This window comes from Ancylobacter sp. FA202, assembly GCF_000380205.1.
Lineage (GTDB): Bacteria > Pseudomonadota > Alphaproteobacteria > Rhizobiales > Xanthobacteraceae > Ancylobacter.
In genome coordinates this window covers 3262456-3284274 of record NZ_KB904818.1, presented here as the reverse complement: position 1 = coordinate 3284274, position 21819 = coordinate 3262456, and the positions used below count along the sequence as shown (strand labels likewise).

The following is a 21819-nucleotide window of genomic DNA, read 5'->3' as shown; positions in this document are numbered from 1 at the left end:
TTGCAAATGTCCCGGGGCGGCAACCACCCCGGGACCCAATCCTGTCGCTGAAGCTTGGCCGGCGCTGTCCTTCAGCGCCGGCCAATCGTCGTGGTGACGCGCCGCCGGCGCGGTATCAGTTGTCGAAGCCGACCTTGTCGGCGAGGTTCGCCGCCGCCTTGCGCGCCTTGGCGACCGCGACGAGATCGACATTGTCGACCTTGAGCGGGCCGAAGGCGGCGATGATCGGGTCGACCGGCGCGCCGGCCACGACCGGATATTCGTAATTGCCCTTGGCGTAGAGCGCCTGCGCCTCGGGGGAAACGAGATATTCCAGCAGCTTGACGGCATTGCCCTTGTTCGGGGCGTTCTTGGCGACGCTGGCACCTGAAATGTTCACATGGGTGCCGCCATTCTCGAAGGTCGGCAGCACGACATTGATCGCCTTGCCCCATTCTTCCTGCTCGGGGCCGCCCTTGCCGGAGCGCATCAGGCCGACATAGTAGGAATTGGCGAGGCCGATGTCGCAGATGTCGCCGAGAATATCGCGCGCCACTTCACGGTCGCCGCCGGCGGCCTTGCGGGCGAGGTTCGCCTTCACGCCCTTGAGCCATTCCTCGGCCTTCGCCTCGCCGTGATGGACGATATAGGCGGCGATCAGCGCGGTGTTGTAGGGGTGCTTGCCCGAGCGGATGCAGACCTCGCCCTTCCACTTCGGGTCGGCGAAGCTCTCATAGGTGACCGCCGTGTCCTTCACCCGGTCCTTCGAGGTGTAGGCGACGCGGGCGCGGGCGGAGAGGGCAAACCAGTCGCCATTGGCGCCGCGCAGATTGGCGGGGATGGCCTTGTCCAGCACATCGGACTTGACGGGCTGGGTCACGCCCTGGTCGACGAGGTCGAGCAGCGCGCCGACATCCACCGTCATCAGCACGTCGGCGGGAGAGGCCTCGCCCTCCGCCTTCACCCGCTCGGCCAGCCCGTCCTTGACGAAAATGCTGTTCACCTTGACGCCGGTCTTCTCTGTGAAGGCGTCGAACAGCGGCTTGGCCAGGCCCGGCTCGCGGGTGGTGTAGATGTTGACGACCTCTTCGGCCGACGCGGCGATCGGCGCCAGCGCCAGGCTGGCGGCGATGAAGCCACCGAGAGCGAGGCGTCGGGTGAACGGGGTGAGCGTGCGGGCAGTCATCGGCGTCTCCTGCGTGCGGATCGCCGGTCAACTGGCGATCGCATGGTTGACGTTACGTCTGTCGCAGGCGGTAGCCGACGGAGGCTCGGCCGTCAACAAAAAGCCGAGTTAAGTCAATAACTTAGAATAAGTCTAATCAATGACTCGGGCGGAAATGCTTGAGGCCGCGAGGTAAACCGCGCCGGCCACCAGCGATGACCCGAAAGGCGGGCCCCCTCAACGCAAAAGGCCGGTCTCGCGACCGGCCTTCACTAAATCCTTGGGCCGGTCTCGCGACCGGCCTTGGCTAAACCCTGACGTTGCCGTCGGAAGCCTCAGTCGAGCCCGCCAATATGGTGCTGGGCGTAGAGCTGGATGCCGAGATTGGCGATCAGGTCGAGCTGGGTTTCGAGGAAGTCGATATGGCCTTCCTCGTCCTTCATCAGCTCCTTGAACAGGTCGCGGCTGGGATAGTCCTGCACCGACTCGGCATAGGTCGCGGCTTCCTGGTAGAGCGCGCGCGCCTCGATCTCGGCGGCGAGATCGCACTCGATCACTTCCTTGATGTCCTGGCCGATGCGCAGCGGGTCAAGCACCTGCAGGTTGGGCAGGCCTTCAAGGAACAGGATACGATCGATGAAGCGATCGGCGTGCTGCATTTCCTCGATCGACTCGGCGCGCCACTTGGCGGCCAGCTTCTTGTAGCCCCAGTTGTCCAGCATGCGGTAATGCAGCCAGTACTGGTTGATCGCGGTAAGCTCCGAGCGGACGCCGCGGTTGAGATAGTCGATGACCTTTGAATCGCCCTTCATGGCGCCGCCTCTCCTGCTACGAGATTGTGGCACCTGTTTAGAAAACTTCTAAGTAATAGGCAAGCCATTATCGCGCGTCGCCGGCCACGCGCGCACGGGTTTTCACCCCGGCTCGACGCGGCGCAAGGGGCGCGCGTGCCCGGCGTCAGGGCTCTGTGAGAAAGGCGACGCCCCGCCTATTCGGCCGCCACGGCATGGCCCGCCAGATGCGCGGCGCGGGTGGGAGTGCCGGAAACCAGCCGGCGCGGGGTGCGGGTGTGCCGGCCATTGCTGGGGGCGTGCTCACCATGGGCATGCGCGGCGTGGCTGTGCTCGCCATGGGAATGACCGTGATGGCCGTGCCCGGCATGGCTATGCCCGTGATGGCCGTGTTCGGCATGGCTGTGTTCGGCGTGCGGCTGCGCCGGCTGGCCGGGCGCCTGGGCGGAGACCGGGCAGTCCAGCGGGCAGATCGAGCAGGCGCTGGCGTTCACGTCGTCGAGCAGTTTGCGGATGGTGCGCGCGCAACGCCCGCACTGGGCGCTGCAGCCGAGGCAGCGATACACCTGCCCTACCGTGCGGACAGGCGCCGGCGTCTCCGTCACCGCGCTGCGGATCTGACGATCGGAAAGCACATTGCACGAACACACGATCATCGCGACGCGAAACCGAAGCTTTCAGGCGTTTAGAATTATTCTAAATATCGCCTTTGTCTTCTCTTTTCGCGCTATTCCGGCGGGCCGTCAATTGGCAAATGCCAATCTGCCGATCATGTGAGGTGATCGACTAGTCTTCATCGGCGCAGATTTTAGAGATTCCAGATTAGACGTTGCCGCTCATCTCGTCAGCACTTTTGAACGGCACCAAACTGGCGGTCTCGAACCCCTCCCACCGGGCGATGGGGTCGCTGGCCAGCCGGGCATAGAGCACATGGTCCTGCCAGGCGCCGTTGATGCAGAGATATTGCCGGCCATAGCCCTCGCGCCGGAAGCCGCTGCCCTCCAGCAGCCGCATCGAGGGCACATTGTCCGGCAGGCACGCCGCCTCGATCCGCCGCAGGCCGAGCGTGCCATGGGCGAAGGGCAGCAAGGTGCGCACCGCCGCGCCCATATAGCCCTTGCCGGCATAGGGCGCGCCCATCCAGTAGCCGAGGCTCGCGGTCTGGGTCACGCCCCGGCGAATGTTGGACAGCGACACGCCGCCCAGCAGCACCCGGTCGGCACGGCGGATCACCAGGAACGGATAGGCCGCATCCTCGCGCACATCGCGGGCATAGCGGCGCATCCGCCGCCGGAACGAGCCGCGCGTGAGGTCATAGGCCGGCCAGGTCGGCTCCCATGGGGTGAGAAAGTCCCGGCTCTGCTCGCGCAGGGCCGACCATGCGGCGAAGTCCGCCATTTGCGGCAGCCGCAGAAGCACCGTCTCGCCCTCGACGAGCATGGGCGGCTCATGCCAGGAAACGGTGCGAAACAGGGCCATGTGCGCTGCCGAAGGCGATGAAGCTCAGGCCAGACGTTCCGCGATGCGCGCCGCCGATTCAAGCGATTTTCCTGGCCCCAGCGCGGTGAAGGTCGGCCGGCCGCGCCCGATCAGCGCTTTTCCCGCTGCGCGGGCGTCGTCCAGCGTCACCGCTTCCACCTTGGCGACGATCTCCTCCAGCGGGATCGGCCGGCCGAAAGCCAGCATCTGCCGCGCCAGCTGGTCCGCCCGCGCGCCGGAACTCTCCAGCGCCGCCAGCAGCCCCACCTTGGCCTGCGCCTTGGAGCGCGACAGCTCGGCCTCGGTCATGGTCTCGATGGTGGCGAGGATCTGGTCCACCGCCACATCGACCAGCTCGCCGACATCGCCACCATCCGTGCCGGCATAGACGCCGAACAGGCCGGTATCGGCATAGCCCCAGTGGAAGGAATACACCGCGTAGCACAGGCCGCGCGCCTCGCGCACTTCCTGGAACAGCCGCGAGGACATGCCCCCGCCCAGCACATTGGTGAACACCTGCAGCGCGTGGATGCCGGGGTCGCGATAGGAAAGCCCCGGCAGGCCGATCAGCAGATGCGCCTGCTCCAGCTCGCGCCCGCCGCCAATCTCCACCCCGCCCTCATAGCGCGCCGGGGCGGCCTCGGGCTTGTCGGCGCTGGCAAAGCTCGCCACGCGCTTGTGCGCCTCGGCCACCAGCGCCTCATGCTCGACCGCGCCCGCCGCCGCCACGATCATCTTCGGCGCCCGGTAATTGCGCTCGAGATAGGTGCGCAGCTTGTCCGGCCCGAAGGAGCGCACGCTGTCCGGCGTGCCGAGGATCGAGCGGCCGATCGGCTGGCCGGGAAAGGCCCGCTCCTGGAACAGGTCGAACACCAGGTCGTCGGGCGTGTCCAGGGCGGCGCCGATCTCCTGCTCGATCACATTGTGCTCGCGCGCCAGTTCCTCCGGGTCGAAGGCCGGCGCGGCGAGAATGTCGGACAGCACGTCGAGCGCCAGCGGCATGTCGGCGCCGAGCACCCGGGCATTGTAGGAGGTGTGCTCGACGCTGGTGGCGGCGTTGATGTCGCCGCCGACCGCCTCGATCTCCTCGGCAATGCCGCGCGCCGAGCGGCGGCGCGTGCCCTTGAACGCCATATGCTCCAGCAGATGCGAGATGCCGTGCTCGTCGGCCGCCTCGTCGCGCGCCCCCGCCCCCACCCAGATGCCGAGCGAGGCCGTGGCCAGATGCGGCATGGAATCGGTGATGACGGTGACGCCGTTGTCGAGCGTGGTGATGCGCGGGCCGGCGGGAAGGTTCTGGGTCAAGCGAGCGTCTCCGAGGCCCGGGCGTGCCGGGTGATGTAGGCTTCGATCGCCGAGAGGTCGTTGGGCAGGGTCGGCAGCCGTTCCGGCCGCTCCATCAGGTCCGCCAGATGCGGCGGCAGCGCCGGGCGCTCGCCGCAGGCCCGCTGCACCGCGTCGGGGAACTTGGCGGGGTGGGCGGTGGCCAGCACCACCTGCGGCACATGCGGGTCATGGGCGACGCGCTCGGCCACCGAGACCGCGACCGCCGTGTGCGGGTCGAGCAGATAGCCGGTCTCGGCCCGCACCCGGGCGATCGTCTCCGCCGTCTGCGCCTCGTCCGCCCGTCCGGCGTCGAAATCGGCCCGCAGCGCTTCCATCGACGCGCTCGGCGGGGAGAACGCGCCCGCCTGCGCCAATGAGGCCATCAGCCCGCGCAGCGCGCCGGCGTCGCGGTCCAGCACCTCGAACAGCACCCGCTCGAAATTCGACGACACCTCGATATCCATCGAGGGCGAGGAGGAAGGCCGCACGCCCGTCACCTCGTAGCGCCCGCTTTCCAGCGTGCGGGCGAGGATGTCGTTCACATTGGTCGCCACCACCAGCCGGTCGATCGGCAGGCCCATGCGCTTGGCGACATAGCCGGCGAGCACATCGCCGAAATTGCCGGTCGGCACCACGAAGGACGTTTTGCGGTGCGGCGCGCCCAGCGCCACGCCGGCGACGAAATAATACACCACCTGCGAGACGATGCGGGCCCAGTTGATCGAGTTCACCCCGGCGAGGCGCTGCCGGTCGCGGAAGGCGTGATGGTTGAACATCGCCTTCACATGCGCCTGGCAGTCGTCGAAGGTGCCCTCGATGGCGATGGCGTGGACATTGGCGTCCGGCACCGCCGTCATCTGCCGGCGCTGCACTTCGGAGACGCGGCCGGCGGGGTAGAGGATGAACACATCGGTGCGCTTGGAGCCGCGGAACGCCTCGATCGCCGCGCTGCCCGTATCGCCCGAAGTGGCGCCGACAATGGTGGCGTGCTGGTCGCGCTGGCTCAGCACATGGTCCATCATCCGGCCCAGGAGCTGCATCGCCACATCCTTGAAGGCGAGCGTCGGGCCGTGGAACAGCTCCAGCACGAAGCGGTTCGGCGCGATCTGCACCAGCGGCGTGGTGGCGGGGTGGCGGAAGCTGGCATAGGCCGCCTCCAGCATCGGTGCCAGCACGGCGGGTGTAAAGGCGGAATCGACGAAGGGCGCGATCACCCGCCCGGCCACCTCGGCATAGGACTGGCCGGCCAGCGCGGAAATCGCCGTAGGGGCCAGCACCGGAAACGCTTCGGGCACATACAGGCCGCCATCGCGGGCGAGGCCGGCGAGCAGGGCATCGGAGAAGGCGAGCACGGGGGCCTCGCCGCGGGTCGAGATGTAGCGCACGCGCGCCTCCGCTGGAGAAAGTGGCCGCAAACTAGTGGCGGGGGCGCGCATGCGCAAGCAAGCGCGTGCTCAAGCCCTCAGCCCCGCCGCCGTCGGCCCCAGGCATAGGCGGCGAACACGCCGAGCAATGAGGCGGCCAGCCCGAACCAGGTCAGCGCATATTCGAGGTGCCGGTTGGGGAAGGCGATCCGCGTCAACCCGCCGCGCGGCAGCCCGCCCGGATTGGCGCTCGCATCCGCGTCGATGAGAAACGGCGCCACCCGCACCAGCCCCTTGGCGCTGGCGATCGCGTCGGGGTCGCGCACATACCAGCTGTCGGTGGCGGCATCATTGGCCGGGGTGAACAGCGCCGCCTCTTCCGGCAGGCGCAGCAGGCCGGTGATGGTGACGAGCCCGTCCACCTGCCCCTCAAGCCGGGTCGCGGGGTCCTTGCGCTCCAGCGGCACGAAGCCGCGATTGACCAGCACGAAGGCGCCGTCTGGCAGGCCGAGCGGCGTCACCACCCAATAGCCCGGCCCACCCGAGCCATCCGGCGCCTGGTCCACCAGCGCATAGACCTGCACTTCCAGGTCATGGCGGAACCGCCCCTGCGCCGTGACCCGGCGATATTCATCATTGGCGAAGTCGATCTGGCCCCAATCGGCCTCCGGCGGCAGCGGCACCGGCGCCTGGTGGATGCGGGCCTCGACCTGCGCGACAAGCGATTCCTTCCAGGCGAGGCGCTCCAGCTGCCACAGGCCCAGCCCGACCAGCACGGCGAACGCCACCAGCGTGGCGAGGGCGGCCGGGAGCAGCCGGCGCCAGAGGGGGCCCTCGTCGCTCACGCATCCCCCTTGTCGAGCCGGCCTTCCTGCGCCCGCTTGGCATATTGCAGGGCGATCAGCGTTGCCTTCAGCGGCCGCAGCAGGCCGAGCGTGGAGAGCAGCACCAGCGGTGTCCACAACAGCGCATGCAGCCAGAACGGCGGCTGCCAGGTCAGTTCGACCCACAGAGCGAGGCCGACCACCAGCGCGCCGGCGGCAAGGATGATGAACACCACCGGGCCGTCGCCGGAATCGTCGAAGCTGTAGTCCAGCCCGCAGGCGGTGCAGGAGGGGGCCACGGTGAGGAAGCCGTTGAACAGCCGCCCCCGGCCGCAGCGCGGGCAACGGCAGCCAAGGCCTGCCGCATAGGGCGAGACGCCGCTGTGGAAAGGTTGCAGGTCCATGGTCGGAATCCACTCCCGCGCGAGCCGTGTTCCATCAGGTGAAGCCCCGATCGGAGACGCCCGCGATTCGTCGAAAAGGAGCATGTTCCGATCGCGAAAGCCGGGCAACTTTCCCGAGGGGAACAGGCGGATAAGCCCAACGCGCCGCCGGCGTAGGCACGCGCCGCCGCAGGCGGAGCACGGTGGCGGCGTGGGTCCCGTTAACGCAAAAGGGGCGGCCGGAAGCCGCCCCTCGCAGAAATCGTCCGTCCGATCAGTGCGGTGCGCCGGCACTGCCCCAGACATAGATGAAGGTGAACAGGAACAGCCACACCACGTCGACGAAGTGCCAGTACCAGGCCGCCGCCTCGAACCCGAAATGATGGGTCGGGGTGAAGTGGCCGGCATAGAGACGGCCCAGGCACACGGCGAGGAAGATGGTGCCGACGATGACATGGAAGCCATGGAAGCCGGTCGCCATGAAGAAGGTGGCGCCATAGATGTTGCCGGAGAAGGCGAACTCGGCGTGGCTGTACTCGAAGCCCTGCAGCAGCGAGAAGATGAAGCCGAGGCCGACGGTCAGCCACAGGCCCCATTTGGCGCCCTGGCGGTCGCCATGCACCAGCGCATGGTGCGCCCAGGTGAGCGTGGTGCCTGAGGTCAGCAGGATCAGCGTGTTGAGCAGCGGCAGGTGCCAGGGGTCGAAGGTCTCGATGCCGGTCGGCGGCCAGACGCCGCCCGTGGCGGTGGCGCGGGCGAAGTTAATCTCCTCGCCGACGAACAGCGAAGCGTCGAAGAACGCCCAGAACCAGGCGACGAAGAACATCACCTCGGAGGCGATGAACAGGATCATGCCGTAGCGCAGGTGAAGCTGCACCACCGGCGTGTGCGCGTGCTCGTGCTCACCCTCGCGGATGATGTCCCGCCACCAAACGGCCATGGTGTAGATGACGCCGAGCAGGCCGGCGATGAACACCAGCGAGGTCATCTGGCCGTGCATCCAGAACACCGCGCCCACGGCCAGGATGAAGGCGAATACCGAAATGACGAACGGCCACGGGCTCGGATCGACGAGGTGGTAGTCGTGATGTTTGGCGTGGGCCTCAGCCATGGGTCGCGCTCTCCGTTCCGTCTATTTCTCTAGCGGGCCGTCGGCGCGGCCGCAATGTGGCGTTGCGCCCGTTTAAAGGGGCGCCTTTCCGTCCTTCACCGCGCCGGCGGCGAGCGGGGCCGCCTTCGGGAAGAAGGTGTAGGAAAGGGTGATGGTCTTCACGCCGCGCATCTCCGGATCCTCGGCAAAGGCGGGATCGACGAAGAAGACGACGGGCATATCCAGCGTCTCGCCGGGCTGCAGCGTCTGGTCGGTGAAGCAGAAGCACTGCATTTTGGCGAAGTGGTAGCCGGACTGGCTGGGCGTGACGTTGTAGGTCGCCGACGCCGTGACCGGCTGGGAACTGCGGTTGTGCACGCGGTAATAGGCCAGCTTGGTCTCGCCCACCTGCACCTCCACCGAGCGCTGCTCGGGGGTGAAGCTCCAGTCGAGGCCGGGGGCGGTGTTGGCGTCGAAGCGCACCTCAACCCTGCGCTCCAGCGCCGCGCCCGGCGCCGCCGCCGCCACCCGCGTGGCGCCGCCGAAGCCGGTGACCTGGCAGAACATCTGGTAGAGCGGCACCGCGGCAAAGGCGGCGCCGGTCATGACCGCGACAAAGGCGGCGCAGCTCAGCGCCACCGTGCGGTGGTTGCGGGCGCGACGCCGGGCCGCCTGCGCGGCGGGGGCATCGACCGGGTTTTCGCGTTCTGCGGCCATGGCACCCTCACAGCGGCCGGACAAGCACGGCCGGGCCGAGCTTGACGATGGTCACGACGTAGAACAGCACGCACAGCGCCGCCAGCACCACCGCGATGGCGATGGAACGGGAGCGCCGGCTCCGCTTCTGCTCCTCGGTCAGCACCACGCCGTCGGGTGCCTCGCCGGGCTTCTTGTTGTCGTCGCTCATTCCAGCCCTCGCCGCCATGCGCTCACAGCCCGAAACCGGCCGGCGCGATCGCCTCAATGAGGAGGACCGCGAAGAGCAGGAAAAGAAAAAGGATCGAGAAGCCGAACAGCCGCCGCGCCGCGACCTCCGCCGGGGCGCCCTCGCGCCGGCGATAGACCTGCACCGCCAAGAGCAGCATCAGCGCGCCCGAGATGCCCGAGACGAGGCCATAGCCTAGCCCCGCCATGCCGAGGAAGAAGGGCGACATCGCCAGCGGCACCAGCAGCAGCGTGTAGAGCAGGATCTGCCGGCGGGTCTCGGAAGGACCGGCGACGACGGGGAGCATCGGCACGCCGGCGCGGGCATAGTCGCCCGACTTGTAGAGCGCCAGCGCCCAGAAATGCGGCGGCGTCCAGAAGAAGATGATGAGGAAGAGCAGGACGCTCTCCAGCCCGATGCCGCCCGAAGCCGCCGCCCAGCCGACCATGGGCGGGAAGGCGCCGGCGGCGCCGCCGATGACGATGTTCTGCGGCGTCCAGCGCTTCAGCCACATCGTGTAGATGACGGCGTAGAAGAAGATGGTGAAGGCGAGCAGCGCGGCGGAGAGCGCGTTGACCAGCAGGCCCAGCACCAGCACCGAGCCGACCGACAGCGTGATGCCGAAGGCCAGCGCCTCGCCCGGCGTCACCCGGCCGGCGGGGATCGGGCGGCGGCGGGTGCGGGTCATCACCGCGTCGATATCGGCGTCCCACCACATGTTGAGCGCGCCCGAGGCGCCGGCGCCGATGGCGATGCACAGCAGCGCGGTGAAGGCGATCACCGGGTGCACCTCGCCCGGCGCGCGGACGATGCCGACCAGCGCGGTGAAGATCACCAGCGACATGACCCGCGGCTTCAGCAGCGCGACATAGTCGGCCACCGAGGCATAGGACGGCGTGCCGGGCGCACGCGGCTCGCCGGGGGTCAGGTCATATTCGCGCGAGGCGACGTCGCTCATCACTTCACTCCGGCGCGCCCAGCGGGCGGCACATTCCTTCCGGCTGGCCCGCACAAGGGCGAAGCGTCTGCCGGCAACCGGCGGGCCGTTACCGGCTCCGCCCCTTTATGCGACCGGCGCGGAGAACCGCGCCGGGCCTTGGTCTCACCGTGTCCGCAAGCTCACTTGATCTTGGGCAGCACGTCGAAATGGTGGTAGGGCGGCGGCGAGCTCAGCGTCCATTCCAGCGTGGTCGCGCCTTCACCCCACGGATTGGCGCCGGCCGGAACCTTGGCGGCGAACATCCGGTAGATGCCGAACAGGAACACCAGCACCGCGAAGCCGGAGATGTAGGAACCGATCGAGGAGACGAAGTTCCAGCCGGCAAAGGCGTCCGGATAGTCCGCATAGCGGCGCGGCATGCCGGCGAGGCCGAGGAAGTGCTGCGGGAAGAACACCAGGTTCACGCCGATGAAGGTCAGCCAGAAATGCACCTTGGCGATGCCTTCGCTGTACATGTAGCCGAACATCTTCGGCACCCAGTAGTACCAGCCGGCGAAGATGGCGAACACGGCGCCGAGCGACAGCACGTAGTGGAAATGCGCCACCACGTAATAGGTGTCGTGCAGCGAGCGGTCGATGCCGGCATTGGAGAGCACCACGCCGGTGACGCCGCCGACCGTGAACAGGAAGATGAAGCCGATCGCCCACAGCATGGGCACGCGCATCGAGATCGACCCGCCCCACATGGTGGCGATCCAGGAGAAGATCTTCACGCCCGTGGGCACCGCGATGATCATGGTCGCGGCGACGAAATAGGCCTGGGTCGAGGAGGACAGGCCGACCGTGTACATGTGGTGCGCCCACACCACGAAGCCGACCACGCCGATCGCGACCATCGCATAGGCCATGCCGAGATAGCCGAACACCGGCTTACGCGAGAAGGTCGAGACGATGTGCGAGACGATGCCGAAGCCGGGCAGGATCAGGATGTACACTTCCGGGTGGCCGAAGAACCAGAACAGGTGCTGGAACAGGATCGGGTCGCCGCCGCCGGCCGGGTCGAAGAAGGTGGTGCCGAAATTGCGGTCCGTCAGCAGCATGGTGATGGCGCCGGCCAGAACCGGCAGCGACAGCAGCAGCAGGAACGCGGTCACGAGCTGCGACCAGGCGAAGAGCGGCATCTTGTGCAGCGTCATGCCCGGGGCGCGCATGTTGAGGATCGTCGTGATCAGGTTGATCGCGCCGAGGATCGAGGAGGCGCCGGCAATGTGCAGCGACAGGATCAAGAGGTCCATCGCCGGGCCGGGATGGCCGATCTTGCCCGACAGCGGCGGGTAGATCGTCCAGCCGCCGCCGAAGCCGGTCGAGCCGGCCGCGCCTTCGACGAACAGCGACATGATCGCCAGACCGAAGGCGGGCGGCAGCAGCCAGAACGCCACGTTGTTGATGCGCGGGAAGGCGGTGTCCGGCGCGCCGATCATCAGCGGGATGAAGTAGTTGCCGAAGCCGCCGATCATCGCCGGCATCACCATGAAGAAGATCATGATGAGGCCGTGGCCGGTGGTGAACACGTTGAAGGTCTGCGGATCGGAGAAGATCTGCATCCCCGGTTCCTGCAGCTCCATACGGATGCCGATGGACAGGGCGCCGCCCACGATCCCCGCGATGATCGCGAAGATCAGGTACATCACACCGATGTCCTTGTTGTTGGTCGAATAGACCCAGCGCTTCCAACCCGTCGGATCGCCCGCGTGACCGGCTGCGTATGCCATGGAACCGTCCCTCATTCGCGCCTTTTCAGGCACTTAGAAACTTCAATGCGCCGAACCGGCACTCTCAGCGGGCAGCGATGCCCGCCACGTCGCCCTGCGCGACACGCGCCGGCGCCGGAGCCCCGGCAAATTCCTGCTTGGCCGTTTCCACCCAGGCCGCGAACTCGGCCTCGCTCACCACCCGGATGGCGATGGGCATGAAGGCGTGGTCCTTGCCGCAGAGCTCGGAGCACTGGCCGTAATATACGCCCTCCTTGGTCGCCTGGAACCAGCTCTCGTTCAGCCGGCCCGGCAGGGCGTCGATCTTCACGCCGAAGGACGGAAGAGCGAAGGAGTGGATCACGTCGGCGGCCGTCACCTGGATGCGGACGATCTTGTTCACCGGCACGACCACGTCGTTGTCGACCGCGAGCAGGCGCGGCTGGCCGGGCTTGAGGTCCGCCTCCGGCACCATCAGGCTGTCGAAGCTGAAGGCGCCATTGTCGGGATATTCATAGGACCAGTACCACTGGTGGCCCGTCACCTTCACGGTGATGTCCGCCTTCGGCAGGTCCAGCTGCAGGAACAGCAGCCGGAAGGAGGGAATGGCGATCGCCACCAGGATCAGCACCGGGACCACCGTCCACGCCACCTCGATCATGGTGTGATGCGTCGTGCGGGAAGGCACCGGATTGGCCTTCTCGTTGAACTTCACCATCACCACGATCAGCAGCGCCAGCACCAGCAGCACGACCGCGACGATGATGACGAGCAGGAAGAAGTGGAAGGAGTGGATGCTCTCCATAACAGGAGAGGCCGCCCCCTGAAGATTGATCTGCCAGGGCGAAGGCTGTCCCGTTCCCGCCAGAGCGGCCCCGGTAAAGGCCAGCGCCAGCATGCCGAGCACCCCACCGGCGAGGCCGGCAGCCCGGCGTGCAGCGTTGCGGACCCACGAATTCATCGCGAACGTCACTCCCATCAGCTTCCCCGTGGCCCGGATGAAGCGATGGCGATCGCGTGTCGGGCCAGCGTGATTTGATCTTCATCAAACACAAAAAGGACACCTGAGCAACGCGCCAGGGGGGGTACCCTCCTGCGACATGACGTCGGGTGCCTGGAACCGTTCTATCTCCGTGGGGCGATGGATTGCCGCATTCTTGACATTACGCTCGGGCTTGTACCGCCTCCTGCCCCGGGGGCGGTGGAAAAGGGCCCCATGCACGATTCGCCTTGTCCCCCGCCGCCGATTCTTTAGAAGACATAGCGAACGACACATTTCGGGAGACAGCCATGCCCGGCTTCGCGGCCCTCCGTTCCGCCATTGTCGCGGCGCTTGCCCTCGCGGCGCTGTTCGCCTCCCTCGACGGGGCGGCGGCGCAGGGCGTCGTGCGCTCGGTCCATGGCGAATGGCAGATCCGGTGCGACACCCCGCCCGGCGCCCAGTCCGAGCAGTGCGTGCTGCTGCAGAGCGTGCAGGCCGATGACCGCCCGAATGTCGGGCTCACCGCCATCGTGCTGAAGATGCGCGACAGCGGAAAATCGCTGCTGCGCGTGCTCGCCCCTCTCGGCGTGCTGCTGCCCTCCGGCCTCGGCCTCATCGTCGACGACACCCCCATCGGCAGCGTCGGCTTCGTGCGCTGCGTGCCCAATGGCTGCGTCGCCGAGGTGGAGATGGACGCCAAGCTGATGGAACGCCTGCGCAACGGCACCAAGGCGATCTTCGTCATCCGCGAGACGCCCGAGCCGGACGAAGGCATCGGCATCCCGCTCAATCTCGCCGGGTTCGGCCAGGGCTACGACGCGCTGCCCTGAGGCGGCGCCGATGACCGCCGCCACGCATATCCCCCCTCCCCGCCTCGTCATCTTCGATATGGATGACGTGCTGCTGCGCTACGATGTCGAGGCCCGCCGCGCCGCCATGGGCGTGCTGGCGGGGCTTTCCGCCGCCGATGTCGAGCGCCTCGTCTGGGACAGCGGCATCGAGAGCGCCTCCGATCTCGGCCACCTCACCCCCGACGCCTATCTCGCCGCCATCGCGCAGGCGCTCGGCGTGCCATTCGGCCGCGCCGACTGGCTGCGCACCCGCGCCCTCGCCATGACGCTGGACCCCGCGGTGCTGGCGCTGGTGGACGAGGTGCGCACGCACACCCCCATCGCCCTGCTCACCAATAACGGCCACATCATGCGCGAGCATTTCGACGTGCTGGTGCCGGAGCTGCGGGCGCTGTTCGGCCCCGCCATGCATGTCGCCTGCGAGTTCGGGGCGAAGAAGCCGACGCCTTCCGTATATAAAGGCATCGCCACGCTTTATGGCGTCGCGCCGCGCGAGGCGGTGATGATCGACGACAAGCCGGTGAATGTCGCCGGCGCCCGTGAGGCCGGGCTGCGTGCCCACTGCTTCACCCGCGAGGGCGAACTCGCGCACTTCCTGCGCGCGCACCATATGGTGGCCTGAAGCCTTCTCGTCGCGAGCCCTGTTCATCCATGCCCGAGCTGCCCGAAGTCGAAACCGTCCGGCGGGGCCTCGCCCCTGTCATGGAGGGGCGCCGCATTCTCGCCGCCGTGGCCCGGCGGCCGGATCTGCGCTGGCCGCTGCCCGAGCGCTTCGCCGAGCGACTGACGGGGCGCACGCTGCGCCGGCTCGACCGGCGGGCGAAATATCTGATGGCGGATGTGGGGCCGGACGCCAACGGCGTCGACGAGGTGCTGGTGATGCATCTGGGCATGTCCGGCTCCTTCCGCATCGAGCCCGACACCGGCCCGCCGGAAACGCCGGGCGACTTCCACATGCCGCGCTCCCGCCTCGCCGCCCATGACCATGTGGTGCTGCGCATGGAGGGCGGCGCCGACGGCAGCCGGGCGAGCCGGACCGGCGGGGTGGAGATCGTCTATAATGACCCCCGCCGCTTCGGCGCCATGTTCCTGCTGCCGCGCGAGGAGCTGCCGGCGCACCCGCTGTTCCGCGACATCGGGCCCGAGCCGCTGGGCCCCGACTTCACCCCCGAGGCGCTGGCCCGCGCCCTCGCCGGACGGCGCACCCCGCTGAAGGCGGCGCTGCTCGACCAGAAGGTCGTCGCCGGGCTGGGCAATATTTATGTGTGCGAGGCGCTGCACCGGGCCGGCCTCTCGCCGGAACGTGCCGCCTTCACCCTCACCGCACCGACCGTCCACCCCACCGCACTGATCGTCCGCCTGGTCGAGACCATCCGAACGGTACTGGAGGAAGCCATCCAGGCCGGTGGCTCGACCCTGCGCGACCACGCCCAGGTGGACGGCACCCTCGGTTATTTCCAGCACACCTTCCGCGTCTATGACCGCGAGGGCGACGCCTGCACCAGCCCCGGCTGTCGGGGAACCATCGCCCGGCTTGTGCAAAGCGGGCGCTCGACCTTCTATTGTGCCGCCTGCCAGCGCTAGGAGCCGCCCATGTCCTACGAGACCATCCTCGTCGAAACTCAACGGCGCGTCGGGGTCATCACCCTCAACCGCCCCAAGGCCCTGAACGCCCTGAACGCCGCGCTGATCGACGAGCTCGGCCAGGCGCTGGACGGCTTCGAGCGCGATTCGAACATCGGCTGCATCGTCCTCACCGGCTCCGAGCGGGCCTTCGCCGCCGGCGCCGATATCAAGGAAATGCAAGGACTTAGCTTTCCCTCGACCTATGTCGACGACTTCATCACCTCCTGGGAGCGGCTCTCGCGCTGCCGCAAGCCGGTGGTCGCCGCGGTCGCCGGCTACGCGCTCGGCGGCGGCTGCGAGATCGCGATGATGTGCGACATCATCCTCGCCGCCGACAATGCCCGCTTCGGCCAGCCGGAGATCCAGCTCGGAATCATTCCGGGCGCCGGCGGCTCGCAGAGGCTCACCCGAGCGGTGGGCAAGGCCAAGGCGATGGAGATGATCCTCACCGGCCGCACCCTCACCGCCGAGGAAGCCGACCGCTACGGACTGGTCTCGCGGGTGGTGCCGCTGGCCTCGCTGAAGGACGAGGCGATGAAGGTCGCCGACACCATCGCCGACCTGTCGCTGCCCTCGGTGATGATGGCCAAGGAGAGCGTGAACCGCGCCTTCGAGTCCACACTGGCCGAAGGAATCCGATTCGAACGCCGCCTCTTCCAAACTTTGTTCGCAACAGCCGATCAAAAAGAAGGAATGGCCGCCTTCGCCGCCAAGCGCGGCGCCTCTTTTACCAACAATTAACCATTGCCGTGGCGACCGCCCGCGCCTTGCATATTGACGCGGCGGCGCCCCCCGACTATAAGCCCGCCACTCACGTGGAGCTCCTTCGGGCTAGCTCTGCCTAATCATTTGCAACCGACATTTCGGCAAGGCGCGGCACGTGGCGTCCTTGCGAAGATGAAGAGGATGGCCGATGGCCAATACGCCCTCCGCCAAAAAGGCGGCTCGCAAGATTGAGCGCCGGACCGAGGTCAACAAGAACCGCCGTTCGCGGATGCGCACCTTTGTGCGCAAGGTCGAGGAGGCTCTTGCCTCCGGCGACAAGGACGCGGCGGGTGCGGCGTTCAAGAGCGCCGAGCCGGAGATAATGCGCGCCGCCCAGAAGGGCGTGCTGCCCAAGAACACCGCCTCGCGCAAGGTTTCGCGTCTGGCACAGCGCCTGGCCAAGCTTAGCGCCTGAATAGACAACCTTAAGGGCGCGCCTCGCAGGCGCGCCTGAACACCACAATCAAGAATGACGTCAAGCCCGGCCTCGTGCCGGGCTTTTCGCATTTGCGAAGAGGCCGGCACGAGGCCGGGCCTGCCACCGTTGGCTCGCCGATATCGCCGACCCGTAGCCGCTCACGACCGTCGTTGCATAAGTGTCACAGAGACACCTCGCGACTCAAATGACCGGACGGAAACAGGCGATGCTCCTTGACTCTGCCGGCGCCCCCAAGCAGGAGGAAATTCGCGAATTTGCCCCCGGAACGCGCGGCCACCGCGCAGATTTTTCCCTTTAGTACTATGAACTTACGACCCACGCACGACAACACTCCTCGAATCACCCTCTCCCAGCCCCACCCTCCCCTCCACGGTGCAAAATTAGCTGCGGAAAGACCCGCCAATTCGCCCCGATGAATCTTGCAAGTGACTCAGAGATTTGCCGACTGATGGCTCTTTTTTGTGCGACCGAATCAGCGACCTGCGGCACCGGGATGCCACAGCTGCGACGCCTATGACGTTGCACCGCAGGGGGGGGCTGTGTATGTTGTCTTCATCCGGTCCGGCCGGACACCTCAGCGAAAAGTTGAGTTTGGAACGGCTCATTGCAATGTGAGGAGGGTGGCGTGTGCTGTATTCATGACCCTACCCCCACAAGATTTGCTGTCGCCTGGCGTCAAACGACATCTCTTCTCCCAGAGAAGACCTTGTCAGCGTAGTGCGTAGTGTTGCCAATTTTAAGTTGAATCATAACAATCTAAACTTTTGAGGGCGGCAATGACCTTGCCGTGAAGGGGCTTCCATGACCACGCGAATGAGCGCACGTGAGGGTGCGTGCCCAGGGTGCCACACCGTTCCGACGGTGGATGGCGTCTGCGACGAAGAGATACGAAACCCTCAATTGGTCTGCGTTTCGCGTGGGGCTCATATGTTGGCGCATTCACCTATTGAGGCGCTGATGCGGGTCGTCTAATGACATCCCCCGCCGATTGACTGACGGCCGCGAGGCGCCGTCGTCCACTTCATTCACACTGATGAGCCTGCCGCCCGCTCGGTCGCCCCCGCGATCCGGCGTGGAGGCATGGCTCTCGTGTGTCCCAACAACCGCAAAAAAGCGCGGAGCCGATATGTTCAAAGATGGCATCGAACCCTCTGGCAAAGCCCAGTTTCCCGGCGTGGCGGCACGCGCTGGTGCGCGGGCAGGGCTAGACACGGACGCACGAGAAGCGTGGGATCGCGTGCGCCGTCGTCTGCGCGCCGAGGTCGGGGAAGAGGTGTATTCGAGCTGGTTCCCGCGCATCGAACTGGACGGAATCCATGACGGATTCGTGCGACTGTCGGTCCCCACCCGCTTCCTCAAGACATGGATTCAGCAGCACTATATAGAGCGACTGGTGGCACTCTGGCAGGAAGAGGGTTCCGCCGACCGTGTCGAACTGATCGTCCGCACGGCTGTGATGCGGGCGCCGGGCGCCGCGCCGATGCCGGTCCGCGCCGTGGTGACGCGAGCGCCTGCCCCTGTTGAGGCCGACGCCGCGACGCCAGTCTCGATCGCAATGGCAAACCCGGCGGAAGTGGCCAATGGGTCGCCGCTGGACGCCCGCCTCAATTTCTCGACCTATCGCCTGGGCGATTCCAACCGCCTCGCCCACGCGGCGGCGCTGAAGGTCGCTCACGCACCTTCCGGCAGCGGTCCGGTCTTCAACCCTCTCTATCTCCACGCGGCCGTCGGCCTCGGCAAGACGCACCTGCTCCAGGCCATCGCCGCCGATGGCGCCGATCATGGCCGCCGCGTCGTCTATCTCACCGCTGAGCGCTTCATGTATGGCTTCGTCGCCGCGCTGAAGAGCCAGTCGTCGCTGGCGTTCAAGGAACAGCTGCGCGGCATCGACACGCTTGTCATCGACGACCTGCAGTTTTTGCAGGGCAAGAGCGTCCAGCAGGAATTCTGCCACACGCTCAATGCCCTGATGGATTCCGGCCGCCAGGTGGTCATCGCCGCCGATCGTCCGCCGGCCGAACTCGACGCGCTGGAGGAGCGGGTTCGCTCACGGCTCGCCGGCGGGCTCGTGGTCGAAATCGCGCCCCTGGATGACGAATTGAAGCTCGAAATCCTTGCCGCCCGCATCGCCACATTGTCGCACCAGCACCCCGGCTTCGGCGTACCGCCGGACGTGCTGAACTTCATCGCTCGCAATTGTGGCCAGAACGGCCGCGACCTGGATGGCGCGCTGAACCGCCTGCTGGCGCATAACCAACTCACCTCGCGCGCCATCACGCTTGAGATGGCCGAGACGGCCGTGCGCGACCTGGTGCGCTCCAGCGAGCCCAAGCGCGTGCGGGTGGATGACATCCTGCGCGTCGTTGCCAAGCACTATAATGTCAGCCGGGCCGACATCCTCTCTCAGCGCCGCACCGCCAATGTGGTGAAGCCGCGCCAGGTCGCGATGTATCTCGCCAAGATGCTGACCTTGCGTTCACTGCCGGAAATCGGCCGGCGCTTCGGCGGGCGCGATCATACGACGGTGCTGCACGCCGTGCGCAAGATCGACGGCCTTGTTGGCACGGATCGCGTGCTGGCCGACGAGGTGGAGACGCTGAAGCGGCTGGTCAACGAAGAATAGCGGCAAGTGCCGCCTGACGGCGCTCTTCCCGCTATCCCCGCAGATTTCCCCATCATTCATCCCCATCCAAAGGGTACGCCGCTTGCTTTGATAGGCCAGTGGCGGCAATGTCGTCGCCCCCGGCGGCGCAGCCGCGCCGCTGCCCGGGGCGCGTGGTCGGGTGTCTTCCGGCCGCCCGTGCCTCGTGCGCCTTCCCTTTTTCGTAAAGCCACGGGTGTCGCGGCCATGAAGGTCACTGTCGAGCGGGCCGAGTTGCTCAAGTCTCTGGCCCACGTTCATCGTGTCGTCGAGCGGCGCAACACCATTCCGATCCTCGCCAACGTGCTGATGCGAAGCGATCCGCGCGGCCTCGCCTTGCGCGCCACCGATCTCGACATCGAAATCGTCGAGACGATCGCCGCCGAAGTGCAGCAGGAAGGCGCCACCACGGTGCCCGCTCACACGATCTACGACATTGTGCGCAAGCTGCCCGAGGGCGCACAGGTACTGATCGAGACATCCGGCGATCGCGGCACGCTCACGGTGCGGGCCGGCCGCTCCCGTTTCGCGCTGCAGACCCTGCCGGAGAACGAATTTCCCGACCTCGCCGCCGGTGAGATGACGCACAGCTTCACCCTGCCGGCCGGCGAGCTGAAGCGGCTGGTCGACAAGACGCAGTTTGCCATCTCGACCGAAGAGACGCGCTACTATCTCAATGGCATCTATCTTCATGTCGCCGATGCCGGCGGGCCAGTGCTTCGCGCTGTTGCCACCGACGGCCATCGCCTCGCACAGGCGCAGACCACGGCCCCCGCCGGTGCCATTGGCATGCCGGGCGTCATCGTGCCGCGCAAGGCGGTCGCCGAAATCCAGCGCCTGGCCGAGAATGCTGACGCCGAGGTGACGGTAGAACTCTCCGCCGCCAAGATCCGCGTGTCACTCGATCGCGTGGTGCTGACCTCCAAGCTGATCGACGGCACCTTCCCCGATTATGGCCGCGTTATCCCGGTCGGCAATGACAAGACCCTGATTGTAGACAAGGCGGACTTTGCCTCCGCTGTCGATCGCGTCTCCACCGTGGCGAGCGAGCGCGGGCGGGCAGTGAAGCTCTCTATTGCCGATGGCAAGCTGACCCTCTCCGTCACCAATCCGGATTCGGGCAGCGCTACCGAGGAGATCGAAGTTGAATACGCGGCCGAGCCGATCGATATCGGCTTCAACAGCCGCTACCTCCTCGACATCACCTCGCAGATCGAAGGCAGCACCGCCGAGCTGAAGCTCGCCGATCCGGGCTCTCCCACTCTCGTGCAGGACCCGGAAAAGCGCGGCGCGCTTTATGTGCTGATGCCGATGCGCGTGTGAGCTTGCTCGCGACGGTCACGGTACGCATCGTTCGCCTGCGGCTGACCGATTTTCGCAGCTACCATCAGGCGGAGATTCGGGCGGGCGAGGGCCCGATCGTACTGCTCGGCCCGAACGGCGCCGGCAAAACCAATCTGCTTGAAGCGATTTCCCTGCTTGCCCCTGGCCGCGGGCTCAGGCGGGCGAGCCTCGACCAGTTTGCCGCCCGAGACCCGAAGGGCGCGCCGGCAACGGGATGGGCCGTCGCCGCCTTGGTCGAGGGCGCCTATGGCGACGTCACACTCGGCACGGGGGTTGAGACAGATAGTGAGGCGCGCGCGCGGCGCTGCCGCATTGATGGTGAGCCGGTAGGCTCGGCGGCAGCCTTCGCCGCGCATGTGCGCGTCGTGTGGTTGACGCCCGACATGGATGGGCTGTTCCTCGGGCCCCCTTCCGAACGCCGGCGCTTTCTCGATCGGCTGGTATTGGCAGTCGATGCCGAGCACGGGGCACGGGTCAATGCGCTGGAGCGGGCACTGCGGGCGCGCAACCGGCTGCTGGAAGACAGTTCCACCGATCCGCGCTATCTCGATGCCGTCGAGCAGGAACTCGCCGCGCTCGCCATAGCCGTTGCCGCCGCGCGGATGGAAACGGTGCGCCGTCTTGCCGCCGGCATCGTGCAGGGCCGGGACGAGGGCGGTGATGACGCCGCACCGTTTCCCTGGGCGACGGTCGCACTTGAGGGCGAGGTGGAGCGCGCACTGGCACGTGAGCCAGCCACCCTCGTCGAGGACCAATACCGGCTCGCGCTTCGCACCGCACGCCCGCGCGACCGAGCGGCGGGACGCACGCTTGAGGGACCGCATCTGACCGACCTCCTCGTCGGCCATGGCCCGAAGTCGATTCCCGCAGGACAGGGTTCCACCGGTGAGCAGAAGGCGCTGCTGATCGGCCTCGCTCTCGCCCATGCAAGGCTGGTCACTGAAATGACCGGCATTGCGCCGGTGATGCTGCTCGACGACGTCGTCGCCTATCTCGACCCCGCGCGTCGCATCGCCCTGTTCGCGGCGCTGGAGGCGCTTGGCGGTCAGGTGTGGATGACGGGCGCGGACCCCTCCGCCTTCGCGGGGCTTCCGGAACGAGCCGCGCGCTTCGCGGTGACACCTGGGCATGTTGAGCGCGTTGGCTCAGACTAG

22 protein-coding genes are annotated in these 21819 nt (G+C 66.9%); 8 read left to right on the top strand and 14 right to left on the bottom strand.

What is annotated here, in order from left to right:
• Window positions 1-115 precede the first annotated feature (115 nt).
• The 14 genes from A3M1_RS0114925 to coxB form a co-directional block, all read right to left on the bottom strand.
• On the bottom strand, window positions 116-1165 hold the full coding sequence (locus A3M1_RS0114925; RefSeq protein ID WP_018389789.1) for an extracellular solute-binding protein: 1050 nt from the start codon (window positions 1163-1165) through the stop codon (window positions 116-118).
• A 314-nt stretch (window positions 1166-1479) separates the two neighbouring features.
• Window positions 1480-1956, bottom strand: coding sequence for a bacterioferritin (gene bfr, locus A3M1_RS0114920; RefSeq protein ID WP_018389788.1), 477 nt, complete (start codon window positions 1954-1956; stop codon window positions 1480-1482).
• Window positions 1957-2132: 176 nt separating this feature from the next.
• Window positions 2133-2591: a bacterioferritin-associated ferredoxin gene (locus A3M1_RS0114915; RefSeq protein ID WP_018389787.1), complete on the bottom strand. Its 459-nt coding sequence runs from the start codon at window positions 2589-2591 to the stop codon at window positions 2133-2135.
• 166 nt (window positions 2592-2757) lie between these two features.
• Window positions 2758-3414, bottom strand: a complete 657-nt coding sequence (locus tag A3M1_RS0114910; RefSeq protein ID WP_018389786.1) for a GNAT family N-acetyltransferase — start codon at window positions 3412-3414, stop codon at window positions 2758-2760.
• Window positions 3415-3438: 24 nt separating this feature from the next.
• The gene (locus A3M1_RS0114905) at window positions 3439-4719 is read right to left on the bottom strand and encodes a pitrilysin family protein (protein ID WP_018389785.1); all 1281 of its coding nucleotides are present in this window, start codon (window positions 4717-4719) and stop codon (window positions 3439-3441) included.
• The gene (gene thrC / locus A3M1_RS0114900; protein ID WP_018389784.1) at window positions 4716-6125 is read right to left on the bottom strand and encodes a threonine synthase; all 1410 of its coding nucleotides are present in this window, start codon (window positions 6123-6125) and stop codon (window positions 4716-4718) included. Before thrC ends, A3M1_RS0114905 begins: the two co-directional genes overlap by 4 nt.
• Before the next feature lie 77 nt (window positions 6126-6202).
• Entirely contained in the window at window positions 6203-6949 is a 747-nt protein-coding gene (locus A3M1_RS0114895; protein ID WP_018389783.1) for an SURF1 family protein, read from the bottom strand.
• Complete coding sequence (locus A3M1_RS0114890; RefSeq protein WP_018389782.1) at window positions 6946-7332, bottom strand: DUF983 domain-containing protein; 387 nt, start codon at window positions 7330-7332, stop codon at window positions 6946-6948. Before A3M1_RS0114890 ends, A3M1_RS0114895 begins: the two co-directional genes overlap by 4 nt.
• A 253-nt stretch (window positions 7333-7585) precedes the next feature.
• Window positions 7586-8422, bottom strand: coding sequence for a cytochrome c oxidase subunit 3 (locus A3M1_RS0114885; RefSeq protein ID WP_018389781.1), 837 nt, complete (start codon window positions 8420-8422; stop codon window positions 7586-7588).
• A gap of 72 nt (window positions 8423-8494) precedes the next feature.
• A complete protein-coding gene (locus A3M1_RS0114880; RefSeq protein ID WP_018389780.1) occupies window positions 8495-9118 on the bottom strand; it encodes a cytochrome c oxidase assembly protein in 624 nt (207 codons plus the stop codon).
• A gap of 7 nt (window positions 9119-9125) precedes the next feature.
• A complete protein-coding gene (locus A3M1_RS0114875) occupies window positions 9126-9308 on the bottom strand; it encodes a hypothetical protein (protein ID WP_018389779.1) in 183 nt (60 codons plus the stop codon).
• Window positions 9309-9330: 22 nt separating this feature from the next.
• Complete coding sequence (locus A3M1_RS0114870) at window positions 9331-10284, bottom strand: heme o synthase (protein ID WP_018389778.1); 954 nt, start codon at window positions 10282-10284, stop codon at window positions 9331-9333.
• 161 nt (window positions 10285-10445) lie between these two features.
• Window positions 10446-12038, bottom strand: coding sequence for a cytochrome c oxidase subunit I (gene ctaD / locus A3M1_RS0114865; protein WP_018964070.1), 1593 nt, complete (start codon window positions 12036-12038; stop codon window positions 10446-10448).
• A 64-nt stretch (window positions 12039-12102) separates the two neighbouring features.
• On the bottom strand, window positions 12103-12996 hold the full coding sequence (gene coxB / locus A3M1_RS0114860) for a cytochrome c oxidase subunit II (protein ID WP_018389776.1): 894 nt from the start codon (window positions 12994-12996) through the stop codon (window positions 12103-12105).
• 311 nt (window positions 12997-13307) lie between these two features.
• Here coxB and A3M1_RS0114855 point away from each other — a divergent pair, with 311 nt between their 5' ends.
• From A3M1_RS0114855 to recF, 8 genes are all read left to right on the top strand, one after another.
• Window positions 13308-13829: an invasion associated locus B family protein gene (locus A3M1_RS0114855; RefSeq protein ID WP_018389775.1), complete on the top strand. Its 522-nt coding sequence runs from the start codon at window positions 13308-13310 to the stop codon at window positions 13827-13829.
• A gap of 10 nt (window positions 13830-13839) precedes the next feature.
• Window positions 13840-14472 carry an HAD-IA family hydrolase gene (locus A3M1_RS0114850; protein ID WP_018389774.1) on the top strand — a complete coding sequence of 211 codons (633 nt, stop codon included), beginning with the start codon at window positions 13840-13842 and terminating at the stop codon, window positions 14470-14472.
• Window positions 14473-14501: 29 nt separating this feature from the next.
• On the top strand, window positions 14502-15434 hold the full coding sequence (gene mutM / locus A3M1_RS0114845) for a bifunctional DNA-formamidopyrimidine glycosylase/DNA-(apurinic or apyrimidinic site) lyase (protein ID WP_018389773.1): 933 nt from the start codon (window positions 14502-14504) through the stop codon (window positions 15432-15434).
• 9 nt (window positions 15435-15443) lie between these two features.
• Window positions 15444-16217, top strand: coding sequence for an enoyl-CoA hydratase (locus A3M1_RS0114840; RefSeq protein WP_018389772.1), 774 nt, complete (start codon window positions 15444-15446; stop codon window positions 16215-16217).
• Between the two features lie 172 nt (window positions 16218-16389).
• On the top strand, window positions 16390-16656 hold the full coding sequence (gene rpsT, locus A3M1_RS0114835; RefSeq protein WP_018389771.1) for a 30S ribosomal protein S20: 267 nt from the start codon (window positions 16390-16392) through the stop codon (window positions 16654-16656).
• Window positions 16657-17806: 1150 nt separating this feature from the next.
• Window positions 17807-19303 (top strand): chromosomal replication initiator protein DnaA, encoded by a 1497-nt coding sequence (gene dnaA / locus A3M1_RS0114830; RefSeq protein ID WP_085930254.1) that lies wholly within the window; start codon window positions 17807-17809, stop codon window positions 19301-19303.
• A gap of 225 nt (window positions 19304-19528) precedes the next feature.
• Window positions 19529-20644, top strand: a complete 1116-nt coding sequence (gene dnaN, locus A3M1_RS0114825; protein ID WP_018389769.1) for a DNA polymerase III subunit beta — start codon at window positions 19529-19531, stop codon at window positions 20642-20644.
• Window positions 20641-21819, top strand: coding sequence for a DNA replication/repair protein RecF (gene recF, locus A3M1_RS0114820; protein ID WP_018389768.1), 1179 nt, complete (start codon window positions 20641-20643; stop codon window positions 21817-21819). The genes dnaN and recF overlap by 4 nt, the downstream gene beginning before the upstream one ends.

Bases quoted from the DNA above. Each gene is read 5' to 3' on its own strand.
- A3M1_RS0114925 (WP_018389789.1), bottom strand. From the start codon at position 1,165: ATGACTGCCCGCACGCTCACCCCGTTCACCCGACGCCTCGCTCTCGGT.
- bfr (WP_018389788.1), bottom strand. From the start codon at position 1,956: ATGAAGGGCGATTCAAAGGTCATCGACTATCTCAACCGCGGCGTCCGC.
- A3M1_RS0114915 (WP_018389787.1), bottom strand. From the start codon at position 2,591: ATGATCGTGTGTTCGTGCAATGTGCTTTCCGATCGTCAGATCCGCAGC.
- A3M1_RS0114910 (WP_018389786.1), bottom strand. From the start codon at position 3,414: ATGGCCCTGTTTCGCACCGTTTCCTGGCATGAGCCGCCCATGCTCGTC.
- A3M1_RS0114890 (WP_018389782.1), bottom strand. From the start codon at position 7,332: ATGGACCTGCAACCTTTCCACAGCGGCGTCTCGCCCTATGCGGCAGGC.
- A3M1_RS0114885 (WP_018389781.1), bottom strand. From the start codon at position 8,422: ATGGCTGAGGCCCACGCCAAACATCACGACTACCACCTCGTCGATCCG.
- A3M1_RS0114880 (WP_018389780.1), bottom strand. From the start codon at position 9,118: ATGGCCGCAGAACGCGAAAACCCGGTCGATGCCCCCGCCGCGCAGGCG.
- A3M1_RS0114875 (WP_018389779.1), bottom strand. From the start codon at position 9,308: ATGAGCGACGACAACAAGAAGCCCGGCGAGGCACCCGACGGCGTGGTG.
- A3M1_RS0114870 (WP_018389778.1), bottom strand. From the start codon at position 10,284: ATGAGCGACGTCGCCTCGCGCGAATATGACCTGACCCCCGGCGAGCCG.
- ctaD (WP_018964070.1), bottom strand. From the start codon at position 12,038: ATGGCATACGCAGCCGGTCACGCGGGCGATCCGACGGGTTGGAAGCGC.
- coxB (WP_018389776.1), bottom strand. From the start codon at position 12,996: ATGGGAGTGACGTTCGCGATGAATTCGTGGGTCCGCAACGCTGCACGC.
- A3M1_RS0114855 (WP_018389775.1), top strand. From the start codon at position 13,308: ATGCCCGGCTTCGCGGCCCTCCGTTCCGCCATTGTCGCGGCGCTTGCC.
- A3M1_RS0114850 (WP_018389774.1), top strand. From the start codon at position 13,840: ATGACCGCCGCCACGCATATCCCCCCTCCCCGCCTCGTCATCTTCGAT.
- mutM (WP_018389773.1), top strand. From the start codon at position 14,502: ATGCCCGAGCTGCCCGAAGTCGAAACCGTCCGGCGGGGCCTCGCCCCT.
- A3M1_RS0114840 (WP_018389772.1), top strand. From the start codon at position 15,444: ATGTCCTACGAGACCATCCTCGTCGAAACTCAACGGCGCGTCGGGGTC.
- rpsT (WP_018389771.1), top strand. From the start codon at position 16,390: ATGGCCAATACGCCCTCCGCCAAAAAGGCGGCTCGCAAGATTGAGCGC.
- dnaA (WP_085930254.1), top strand. From the start codon at position 17,807: ATGTTCAAAGATGGCATCGAACCCTCTGGCAAAGCCCAGTTTCCCGGC.
- dnaN (WP_018389769.1), top strand. From the start codon at position 19,529: ATGAAGGTCACTGTCGAGCGGGCCGAGTTGCTCAAGTCTCTGGCCCAC.